We start from the raw sequence: 10,355 nt of genomic DNA, 5'->3' as shown, positions 1-10,355 counted from the left end.
AGTCCCGCTGCTGCGGATCATCGGCCGCATGTTCCCCAGGCTGCGCCACATCTTCGCCGACCGCGTCTACCGAGGTCCGAAATTGCTCGAGGCACTCGCCGATCAGGGCAAATGGACCATCGAGATCGTCACCCGCTCGCAGAGCGTGGGAACGTTCAAAGCCGAGCCTCGGCGTTGGGTCGTCGAGCGCACGTTTGCATGGTTCGGTCGCAATCGAAGGCTTGCCAAAGACTTCGAGGCATCCATAGCCAGCGCGGAAGCCTGGGTCCTGATTGCAAGCATCCGCCTGCTTTCCCGCCGCCTGGCAAGAACCTGATATGCCAACGACCTATTTTGAGTCAGACTCTCAGGATGAGGTCAGTATCCTTCACACGCTGCGACGGGTGATCGAGTATTCCGAGGCGTCAGCGATCCGAGCCCGCGATGAGGAGCGCGCTTTTGCGCGCATCTCGAAGGATGAGGTTTCCGCACTAGAAAATGCTTTAGCGCATGATCCGCCAAAGTGTGAGCAGTTGGCGATAAGATCATGCCCTGATTTGATATTTGGAGCGCGACCTCTGGACAAAGGAAGACGTTTGTCCGGCAAAACCGGTATCCACTTTTGCTGATTGCGCTCTGCGGTTAACGAGAGGTTTACGCACGCCGGGCTAGCTTCAGAGTTCAGCGAGGCCTCGAAATGCCGATCTCCGTCAATCCTAACCTTCCGGTAATTGCCGCCCAGGGCGCAACGCCCGACGTCGTGCTGCAGCCGGGAACCGTTGTCGACGCAGAGGTGCTCAAGCTGCTCTCTGAGAATCTGGTGCGGATCGCGATATCAAGTCTTTCGATCGACGTTCTCTCGGAAATTCCCCTCCAGGTCGGCCAAAAATTGCAGCTTGCCGTATCGCAGACGCCGGACGGTATCAGGCTTGCGGTGGTCGGGCGGGATTCCGGCGCGCCGGCCGTCATGTCCACCGATACCGTGACCCTGGCGCCGGACGCGCTTGTCGATGCCGCGGCGAGTCCGGCCGTGAGTGCGGCGGCGCCCAAAAATGTATTGACGCCGCTTGAGCGGCTGGCGGTCTCGGTAGCGGCGCAGAGTGCTGCCACGCAGCAGCAGAGCCTGGCGCCGCTGTTTGCAAATCTCGGCGCTGTCACCGCATCGAATGCATTGCCGCCCAAACTGCAGCAGGCGGTCATGCAAGTGCTGGCGCAACGGACCAGTCTCGATCAAAACCTCACCGGCAACGACATCAAAAATGCCGCTCAAAAGTCCGGGCTCTTTCTCGAGGCTTCGCTGGCCTCGAAATCTGTTGCGCAAGCTGCCGGCGTGCCCGATCTGAAGGCCGCACTGATCGTGCTGCGTCAAACGCTTTTGTCTTCGCTCGGTAGAGCCGGAGCCGCTCGAGGCGCCGCCGCGTCAACGACGCTTGCACAGCCGCCCGTCGTGCCGGGTCCCAGCACTCCCGCAGCGGACGCCGTGCCGCTGCCGCATGCTGCAGCGACGCCGATGCTTGCTCCATCCCTTTCCCCTGACATCGACGTCGGGGAAATTCTTCTGCCGCAGGCGCGCTTGCCGGTCGCCGATGATTTCCCGGAATCGGGCAGCACCGGGCGCATCGTACTGCCTGCGACACTGCCGGATCCAGCGGCGCGGGAAGCGAGGATCAGCGCGGCGTTGAACCTGCTGCAGGCGGTGCTGCAGGAAAGTCCTGATGTCGTCGGCAACCCATCGCTGCTGGCGGGAGCGCCGAAAGGCGGACGTAACGATGATTTGACCTTCCATGCCAATACGCCGCCTCCGCCGTTTCGCGGCGCGCAACCCTCGGCGCAACCGATTGCCGCGGCATCGATCGCACCCGATGCGCCGCTCGCAGCAACGGCGCATCACCTGCTCGGCGATACCGAGGCCGCGATCGCGCGGCAGACCTTGTTGCAGGTGGCCTCGCTGCCGGACCGGGTCGAAATCGGAAGCGCACGTCTGGATCCGGCTGCGCCGCGATGGAGTTTCGAAATTCCATTCGTGACGCCGCAGGGAACGGCCATGGCGCAGTTCGAAATATCGCGCGACGGCGGCGGCAGCGAGGTCGAGGCGGCGAAGCGAGTTTGGCGGGCGCGGTTCTCGCTCGATGTTGAACCCGCGGGTCCGGTTCATGCGCTGGTATCGCTCAGCGGCGAGCGGACCTCGGTGCGGATGTGGGCCGAGCGGCCGGCGACGGCGGCACAACTGCGTGCCGGGGCCGCGCAATTGAGCCAGGCGCTCAGCCAGGCCGAACTTCAGCCTGGCGACATTGTGATCCGGAATGGCGTGCCCCCGGGAGCGGTGCCCGCGCCTGCGGGACATTTTCTGGATCGCGCGCTATGAGCGTGGAGGCAAAGAACCAGCTTGCGGTCGCGCTGCACTACGACAAGACAGGCGCGCCGCGAGTAGTCGCCAAGGGTCGGGGAAGCATCGGTGAGAAGATCATCGAGATCGCCAAGGCCCACGATATTCCGATCGAGGAGAACGAGATATTGGCCGGGGCGCTCTCCAACGTCGAGATCGGCGATGAAATCCCGGCCGAGCTCTACAAGGCGGTGGCGGAAGTTCTGGTGTTCGTGCTGCGGCTGTCGGGACGAATACGCTAACTCTTTTTTGCCGTCGTCATTGTTTTACCACGATGTCATCAGCATCGTCGCTGCCGTCCTTTAGGCTACATCGGATGCTGCCGTGATCAATCGCCGCCATGCGCTCGGTCTTCTTGCTGCCGTGGGCCTCTCACCGTCGCGTGGCCTTGCCCATGTCGCGCCCCAGCGCGGCGAGATTCGCGAGGATCTCGCCAAGCATTTTACCGATGTGGGAACGGTCGGCACCTTCGTGGGCTACAAGACCGATGATTACCTTATCATCGCCAGCGACAAGGAGCGTTCGGGGGAGGCGATGCTGCCGGCCTCGACCTTCAAGATTCCGAATTCGCTGATCGCGCTGGAGACCGGCGTCGTCGGTGATCCCGACAAGGACGTGTTCAAGTGGGACGGCGTTGTCAGAAGCATCGAAGCCTGGAATCGCGACCACACCATGCGCACCGCGATCGCCGCGTCCGCCGTGCCGGTCTATCAGGAGATCGCGCGTCGCATCGGCGCGGAGCGGATGCAGAAATATCTCGATCTGTTTGAATACGGCAACCGCGACATCGGCGGCGGCATCGACCAGTTCTGGCTGACCGGCAACCTGCGCATCGATCCGGTCGAGCAGGTCGATTTCGTCGATCGGCTGCGGCGCGGCGTGCTGCCGGTCTCGAAACGCAGCCAGGAATTGGTGCGCGATATCCTGCCGGTGACAAAAGCCGGCGACGCCACGATCCGGGCCAAGAGCGGCCTATTGGGCGCGGAGCTCGGCAAGCCGTCGCTTGGCTGGATGGTGGGCTGGACGGAGAGGGGCAGCGCGAGCACGGTATTCGCGCTCAATCTCGACGTCCGCGAGCCGCGCCATATCGCGGCTCGCATGACAATAGCGCAGCAATGCCTTACCGATATTGGCGCGACTTAGCTTGCAGGTTTAGCGCCGGGCGAGGGCCAGCGTCACTCCCGTGATGTTGGTTCCCTGCGGGCGGATTGAGACGGTCTGCCTGCTTCCGCGCGTCGTCAGTGACAGACCCGCCGAAAAGTTCGGGCCCGTTGCCGCGGCATCGATGTGACTCCCGGCGGCGCGTCCCGAAAGAGTCCCGGACGCGCTGCGGCTCGCCTCGGTCCAGTCGCCGGAAATGGCGCCGCCGCGATATTGCACGTCGCTTGCGAGGTCGAAATTGTAGCTTGCGCTGGCGCATCTCAAATTCAGATGAAGTTCGGCGCCGCTCTCGCCGACGTCGTAGGACGCTAGGCAGCGCAGGCGTTCCCGTGCCCCATCCGTCGTACTCACCACGCCGCCACCCGACCATGAGCCTGCCATGGCGGAGAACGGGGAACCGGCAGCCTGTGCAGCGCCGCCAGACAGGCACAGCGCTGTCAGCAGTAGCCCCGTACGCGTGATATTAAATCCAGACATTAGTCGCCTCCGTTTTCTGTGATCTCCACCGAGTTCGGCGATCCAACGCGGTAACACCGAACGGGTTGTTGATCTGGTTTGCATGGCCCCGCTGGTCTAGGCTGCTCCTGTTCACAATCAAAAGAGCACGGAGGAAACCATGCACTCGTCGTCTGTCTGGATCTCATCGCTCGCCATCGCGGCGGCCGGCGGCTGGTTTGCCGCCACCATGTTCGCGCAGCCCGCGACCGGCAAGCAGCCGCGCTTTCCGCAACTGACCATGGACCAGCTCGACGAGAAGCAGAAACCGTTGGGCGAGCAGATCATGAAGGTCTCGAGCGTCGGCCTTGCCGGGCCATACAATCCCATGATGCGCAGCCCGGTCCTGGGCCAGCGGCTGTTCGACCTGTTTCATTATCTGCGCTGGGAAACCTCGGTTCCGGCCAGGCTCAATGAATTCGCGATCCTGATCATCGGACGGCAATGGCGATCGCAGGTCGAGTGGTACGCGCATGCACCGCTGGCGGCGAAGGCGGGTCTTTCGCCTGAGATCATCGCCGAGCTCAAAGCCAGCAAGCGACCGACGAACATGGCGGAGGACGAGGCAGTCGTTTACGGTTTCGTTACCGAGCTCACGACCACGCAGAAGGTTTCCGACGAAACCTTTGCGCGGGCCAAGAAGGTTTTCAACGATCAGCAGATCGTGGATTTGACTGCGGTGGCGGGTAACTACGTCATGGTCGCGATGATGCTGGCGATGGCGGAAGAAACCGTGCCTCCCGGCAAGGAGCCGCCGTTCAAGGTCGGCGAGAAGTAGACTATCGCAACATCACGCCGTCTTGGTCGTGTCTTTGCCGATGCGGCCGAGATGGGTGTGACTGAATCCCGCGCTGTATTTCAGGCCATAGCCGAGCGCGCGGTCGATGCCGATATGCGCCATCCAGATCATCGCGATGGACAGCACAAGCGGGGAGGCAAGCGCAAATCCGGTGGTCATCAGCGCCACCGGCGCCATGTAGCTGTGCGCGGTGTTATAGATGATGGCGCCAATCCGCTGGCCTGCGAGATAGGCTACGAAGCTCAGGTCAGGCACCAGGAACAGGATGGCGTAGAGCCACCACGATCCATCCCAGACCGCGTACAGCAGCGTCATCCCCGCAAATAGCGTTAACCCCTCCAGCCGGAGCAGGGTTCGCATTCCGCCTGTCACCGCGCCTGTCGTCTCAGTTGCGATCGTTCCGTTCATCGGTCACCTTCTCTCGAATACCCCAATAGCTTTGCCGCTTGTATCGCCAATTAGGCTCCGTTTGGCCGTGGAAAGCCGGTTTCCCGCCGGGAAAAGGCCGTGTTAGAACCCCCGAGAATTCTTCAATTCTTCGGCAAACGGCGCGACAAAATAGCGATACGGGTGCGGCAGCCATCGGCATCTAACTACGGGCAGGAGCAGATGAAAGAGATTTTGGACATTCTCGAAGAACGGCGCGCCGGCGCCAAGCTCGGCGGCGGCGAGAAGCGCATCGAAGCGCAGCACGCCCGCGGCAAGCTGACCGCGCGGGAGCGAATCGAGCTTCTGCTCGACAAGGGTTCGTTCGAGGAGTTCGATATGTTCGTCGAGCACCGCTCGGTGGAATTCGGCATGGAGAAGACAAAAGTGCCGGGCGACGGAGTGGTCACCGGCTGGGGCACCGTGAACGGCCGCAAGACGTTTGTCTTTGCCAAAGACTTCACGGTGTTCGGCGGCTCGCTTTCTGAGACCCACGCGCAAAAAATCGTCAAAATCCAGGACATGGCGATGAAGGCGAGGGCGCCGATCATCGGGCTCTACGACGCCGGCGGCGCGCGCATCCAGGAAGGCGTCGCGGCGCTGGCGGGCTATTCCTACGTGTTCCGCCGCAACGTCATCGCCTCGGGCGTGATTCCGCAGATCTCGGTCATCATGGGTCCCTGCGCCGGGGGCGACGTCTATTCGCCCGCGATGACCGACTTCATCTTCATGGTGAAGAACACGAGCTACATGTTCGTCACCGGACCCGACGTGGTGAAGACCGTCACCAACGAGGTGGTCACGGCTGAAGAACTCGGCGGCGCCTCCGTGCACGCCACCCGCTCCTCGATTGCGGACGGCGCGTTCGAAAACGACGTCGAGACGCTGCTGCAGATGCGCCGGCTGATCGACTTTCTGCCCTCCAACAATACCGACGGCGTGCCGGAATGGCCGAGCTTTGACGACATCGGCCGCGTCGACATGTCCCTGGACACGCTGATCCCCGACAATCCGAACAAGCCCTACGACATGAAGGAATTGATCCTCAAAGTCGTGGACGAGGGCGACTTCTTCGAGATTTCGGAAGCGTTTGCGAAGAACATCGTCACCGGTTTCGGCCGCATTGCCGGGCGTACCGTCGGCTTTGTCGCCAACCAGCCGATGGTGCTGGCGGGTGTGCTCGACAGCGACGCCTCACGCAAGGCCGCGCGCTTTGTGCGCTTTTGTGATGCGTTCAACATTCCGATCGTCACCTTTGTCGACGTGCCCGGTTTCCTGCCGGGCACCGCGCAGGAATATGGCGGGCTGATCAAGCACGGCGCTAAACTGCTGTTCGCCTATTCGCAATGCACGGTGCCGCTGGTCACGGTGATCACGCGCAAGGCCTATGGCGGCGCATTCGACGTGATGGCGTCAAAGGAAATCGGCGCCGACATGAACTACGCCTGGCCGACCGCACAGATCGCGGTGATGGGCGCCAAAGGCGCGGTTGAGATTATCTTCCGCAGCGATATCGGCGACACCGATAAGATCGCCGCACGCACCAAGGAATACGAAGACCGTTTCCTGTCGCCGTTCATCGCCGCCGAGCGCGGCTATATCGACGACGTCATCATGCCGCATTCGACAAGGCGCCGCATCGCGCGCGCGCTGGCGATGTTAAAGGACAAGCATGTCGAGATGCCGATGAAGAAGCACGACAATCTGCCGTTGTGAGTGGTACTTCGGCCATTCACAGTCGTCATACGCGGGCTTGACCCGCAACTTGCCGCAGCACTTGGGGTCTATCAGCGCCGATCTGAACGCTTGTCCCGTCAGCGAAGCTCATCGTGACTGGGCCGAACCCCACCTTGACCGACAATTGGTCGGACCCGTCACCGAACGAAATCGATGCCGTCCCCTCGGAGTAAATGACCTGCATCTTGTCCGCCGTCAGGCCTTCGCCGAGTTTGATGGTCGTGTCGCGGCCGGTATAGATCGTGTCCTTGCCGTCGCCTGCATTGAACAGGACGGTCGAACCGCGATCGGCCCGGATCACGTCGTTACCGGCGCCGCCATAGGCCACAGTTCCATTATCCGCATTGATGGTGTCGTTGCCTGCGCCGCCATCGATAAAGCTGTCGCCGGCGGTAGCCGAGATGATGTCGTCGCCATCGCCGCCGCTGGCTCGGCTATTCGACCACACCGTGATGGTGTCATTGCCGGTGCCGCCGTCAACCTGACTATCGGACCATGCGCTGATCGTATCGTTGCCGCTTCCGCCACTGGTCACGGTATTGCTCCAGGCGCGGATCGAATCATCACCGTCCCCGCCTTCCACCACGCTGTCTGACCAAACGTCGATCTGATCATTTCCCGCGCCGGCATAAACGCCGGATCCCGACCAAGCTCTGATCGTATCGTTTCCGGCCCCGCTGTCGACAATGCTCCCGGACCAGACATCCACGGTATCGTTGCCATCACCGCCGTCGACAAGGCTTCCACTCCAGCCGGACAGCTTGTCGTCGCCGTCCGTCCCCTGAACCGGGGACAGGCCGAGTTCTTGAATGCGCAGCAGAAACGCCTGAATGATCGGCGATTGGCCGATGCTCTTTGCGGCCGGGACCGGTGCGACATCGGCGCCGAGCAGGGTCGCCGCGATTGCCTCCTTGGGCATGGATTGGGCGGGTGCCAGACGGGGAGGCGACGGCGGCTCCGGAATCGACAGGCGCCAGTTCTGAAATGGATAATTGCCGACGATCGTCATAACTGCCCTTACTGATGTCTTGACTGAAATAAATCGAGGAAAGCACCACGTTGCGCTACGCCATGAAACTAAGATCGATTGGATTAAAAATCTCTAAAAGACGCCTGCGATGACGAGTGCGCGGCATTTTCTCGCCTGCGCCTGCATCGATCGGCGGTTGCCGCTTGTTTCGTCTTTTAGCGGAAAACTAATCGCACGGCATTTTGAGAAGCCCAAGCGAGTTGGCCGTCGTTCAAATTGGAACAAGATCGGGAAACACGGGCACGCTCATGAGCGGACGCCCGAGCCGTCACCGCGCGGCGTTGTAGACATCACGTAGGACGCTCGCCTCAAGCTCCAGATCTTCCAGTCGATGCTTGACTACATCGCCGATGCTGACGATACCGGCTAGCTTGCCGCCGCGTACTACCGGCATATGGCGCACGCGATGGTGCGTCATCAGTTTCATCACGCGATTGACACTCTCGTCCGGGGAGACGGTGGTCACGCCGTATTGCATGATTTCCCTCACACGCATCGACCCGGCTGTCTCGCCATAGCGAGAAAATGCATGAACGATTTCACGTTCGGAAATGAGACCAAGAACTGCGTTCTCACTCGTCACCACCAGAGCGCCAATATTCTTTGCGCGGAGCCAGTCTGCGGCCCTCTTGATGCTGGCTTCCGGAGCTATTGTTGTGACGTTGGTGCCTTTCCGCCTCAGAATGCTTTCGATGGTCATAGCCTCCTCCCATCGTGTAGCTTAGCCGCCTATCTCATCTCGCCCCCGCAATTGGGCGGCATGCCATGGAATCCGTTCTCCTCTACGAGGAGCACGAGCATATCATATCGGCAGGAAGCAGTCAGCGAGCATCGGGGACCGCGCAACCGATCAGTCGTTGGTAAACTGGTGTGTGACCGGTTCGGGTCATTCGCATGCACAAAACCGGCTGCCAATGACGATCACCGACTGATCGTCATTTCTCTCGCCGAACACAATGCCAAATCGCTGTCGCCTTCGTCCGGATCGCAACGACCGAGCGTCAAGCTCAGACTGCTGATCGGCCATGCTTGCTCAAATCTTGCTAGACCAGTCCTTATGCTCCGAAGACGAACCGAGTTCCCACCGCCGAGTGAATGACCTTTTCGCCCAGTTCGTTACGGGCGAGGTCGTAGAATCTGTCTCCGGAGCAGTGGCCGGGGATCAGATAGTCGGGATTGATCTCCTTTAAGGTCGCGACGACCTGTCGGATGTAGTCGTCATTCAGCGGGGGAACGATATGGAAGCCACCGATAACGGCGTGGATGTTCTTGATGCCCGAGACGACTTGCGCCTGCCTGATCGTGTTGATGATGCCGCGATGGCTGCACGAAGTGAGAATAACGAGACCTTTGCCCTTGACCAAAAAATTGGTCCCGATCTCGTGCTCGAAGTCATCCGGAATGAAAGCGCCAGTATTCTTCGCTGGTGACATCTTGTCTGGGAAGCATCCAAAACCATTGACGATGCCGACCTTCTCCCTGGTCGGTTGCAGTGGCTTCTCCGAGCTTACCTGCGCGATCTTGCCGGTGGTGAAACCATGATCGGCGACGATGGCGGGCCCCTCCGCCATCATCATCGCCAGGTCTGCGTCCATGATCGCCTTGCGGTCGAGCGCGCCGTATGGCCCGAAGGAACTCTCCCGTGTGCAGAAGCAATCTTCACCGCCGACGAAGAATGGAAGGTTCTTCTTGAGCTTGCCCTTGTTCGCGGAAAGAAATCCGACCATCCCGCCGAAATGATCGTAGTGGCCGTGGCTCAGCACGAGCGCATCGAAATTCTCGGGATTTATTTTGAGAATGGACATGTTGTTGATGAGCGTTTCCGGCGTGTAACCGAAATCGACCAGAACGTTGCGCACCTCGTTGCCGCGCTGCGATTCCACATGCATCGAGAGTCCCCACTCGCCGTGCAGCGCGGTGCGCGGTGGCGCATCCGGGGTCAGATTGGCACCCGTCCGCCGCTCGATGGTGAGGCCATCGCGCTTTTCCGACGGAATGAACTGTATGACCTGATTATCTGTGACGATGCGAACGGCAGCCCGGTCGACCTCCGGAACCCTGGACCCGAGCGCCTGAGCTCGCGCCGTCCGCGCATTTCCGGCCAACGTGCCGATGAGCGCTGACACGAAGCCTGCGCCGCCGGCGCAGAGCAATCCACGTCGCGATATTGGCGACCGTGGCTGACAATTACAGGCACCGAACAGCATGGGCCCACTCCATTATAGGAACTGAGAAAGGCCGCTTAAGCGCATACCCCTGCGACGATGCGCTGTTGAGGAACCCGACCACCGGCATCGCCCGCTGCTGCGCGCCCGGCCAAGCGGTCGCGCCGCCGAGAAGCG

General features: G+C 61.1%; 11 protein-coding genes. 6 read left to right on the top strand and 5 right to left on the bottom strand.

Annotated elements, in window-relative coordinates; all coding sequences use genetic code 11:
• The 4 genes from N554_RS0129215 to blaOXA form a co-directional block, all read left to right on the top strand.
• The coding region (locus N554_RS0129215) for a transposase (protein ID WP_029583110.1) at positions 1-316 on the top strand (316 nt) is incomplete at its 5' end.
• Positions 317-676: 360 nt separating this feature from the next.
• Positions 677-2,344, top strand: coding sequence for a flagellar hook-length control protein FliK (locus tag N554_RS0129210; protein WP_029586708.1), 1,668 nt, complete (start codon positions 677-679; stop codon positions 2,342-2,344).
• Positions 2,341-2,607 (top strand): EscU/YscU/HrcU family type III secretion system export apparatus switch protein, encoded by a 267-nt coding sequence (locus N554_RS0129205; RefSeq protein WP_029586707.1) that lies wholly within the window; start codon positions 2,341-2,343, stop codon positions 2,605-2,607. Before N554_RS0129210 ends, N554_RS0129205 begins: the two co-directional genes overlap by 4 nt.
• A gap of 82 nt (positions 2,608-2,689) precedes the next feature.
• On the top strand, positions 2,690-3,508 hold the full coding sequence (gene blaOXA / locus N554_RS0129200) for a class D beta-lactamase (RefSeq protein ID WP_029586706.1): 819 nt from the start codon (positions 2,690-2,692) through the stop codon (positions 3,506-3,508).
• Between the two features lie 9 nt (positions 3,509-3,517).
• Here the strand turns inward: blaOXA and N554_RS0129195 are convergent, their stop codons facing one another.
• Positions 3,518-4,003, bottom strand: a complete 486-nt coding sequence (locus N554_RS0129195; protein WP_029586705.1) for a hypothetical protein — start codon at positions 4,001-4,003, stop codon at positions 3,518-3,520.
• 139 nt (positions 4,004-4,142) lie between these two features.
• Here N554_RS0129195 and N554_RS0129190 point away from each other — a divergent pair, with 139 nt between their 5' ends.
• Positions 4,143-4,799 (top strand): carboxymuconolactone decarboxylase family protein, encoded by a 657-nt coding sequence (locus tag N554_RS0129190; protein WP_029586704.1) that lies wholly within the window; start codon positions 4,143-4,145, stop codon positions 4,797-4,799.
• Between the two features lie 12 nt (positions 4,800-4,811).
• Here N554_RS0129190 and N554_RS0129185 read toward each other — a convergent pair whose 3' ends face one another.
• Positions 4,812-5,228, bottom strand: a complete 417-nt coding sequence (locus tag N554_RS0129185) for a DUF4260 domain-containing protein (RefSeq protein WP_029586703.1) — start codon at positions 5,226-5,228, stop codon at positions 4,812-4,814.
• A gap of 201 nt (positions 5,229-5,429) precedes the next feature.
• Here N554_RS0129185 and N554_RS0129180 point away from each other — a divergent pair, with 201 nt between their 5' ends.
• Entirely contained in the window at positions 5,430-6,962 is a 1,533-nt protein-coding gene (locus tag N554_RS0129180; protein WP_029586702.1) for an acyl-CoA carboxylase subunit beta, read from the top strand.
• Between the two features lie 25 nt (positions 6,963-6,987).
• Here N554_RS0129180 and N554_RS0129175 read toward each other — a convergent pair whose 3' ends face one another.
• From N554_RS0129175 to N554_RS0129165, 3 genes are all read right to left on the bottom strand, one after another.
• A complete protein-coding gene (locus N554_RS0129175) occupies positions 6,988-7,992 on the bottom strand; it encodes a calcium-binding protein (protein WP_029586701.1) in 1,005 nt (334 codons plus the stop codon).
• A gap of 289 nt (positions 7,993-8,281) precedes the next feature.
• On the bottom strand, positions 8,282-8,713 hold the full coding sequence (locus N554_RS0129170) for a CBS domain-containing protein (protein WP_029586700.1): 432 nt from the start codon (positions 8,711-8,713) through the stop codon (positions 8,282-8,284).
• A 355-nt stretch (positions 8,714-9,068) separates the two neighbouring features.
• Entirely contained in the window at positions 9,069-10,139 is a 1,071-nt protein-coding gene (locus N554_RS0129165; RefSeq protein WP_051677775.1) for an MBL fold metallo-hydrolase, read from the bottom strand.
• Between the last annotated feature and the right edge of the window lie 216 nt (positions 10,140-10,355).

Origin of the sequence: Bradyrhizobium sp. URHD0069 (assembly GCF_000701345.1) — a bacterium.
Classification (GTDB): Bacteria; Pseudomonadota; Alphaproteobacteria; order Rhizobiales; family Xanthobacteraceae; genus Bradyrhizobium.
This window is presented reverse-complemented; position numbering and strand designations above follow the sequence as displayed.

Excerpts from the sequence above, each read along its gene's own strand:
- N554_RS0129170 (WP_029586700.1), bottom strand. The coding sequence starts at position 8,713 with ATGACCATCGAAAGCATTCTGAGGCGGAAAGGCACCAACGTCACAACA.
- N554_RS0129195 (WP_029586705.1), bottom strand. The coding sequence starts at position 4,003 with ATGTCTGGATTTAATATCACGCGTACGGGGCTACTGCTGACAGCGCTG.
- N554_RS0129175 (WP_029586701.1), bottom strand. The coding sequence starts at position 7,992 with ATGACGATCGTCGGCAATTATCCATTTCAGAACTGGCGCCTGTCGATT.
- N554_RS0129185 (WP_029586703.1), bottom strand. The coding sequence starts at position 5,228 with ATGAACGGAACGATCGCAACTGAGACGACAGGCGCGGTGACAGGCGGA.
- N554_RS0129180 (WP_029586702.1), top strand. The coding sequence starts at position 5,430 with ATGAAAGAGATTTTGGACATTCTCGAAGAACGGCGCGCCGGCGCCAAG.
- N554_RS0129190 (WP_029586704.1), top strand. The coding sequence starts at position 4,143 with ATGCACTCGTCGTCTGTCTGGATCTCATCGCTCGCCATCGCGGCGGCC.
- N554_RS0129205 (WP_029586707.1), top strand. The coding sequence starts at position 2,341 with ATGAGCGTGGAGGCAAAGAACCAGCTTGCGGTCGCGCTGCACTACGAC.
- N554_RS0129210 (WP_029586708.1), top strand. The coding sequence starts at position 677 with ATGCCGATCTCCGTCAATCCTAACCTTCCGGTAATTGCCGCCCAGGGC.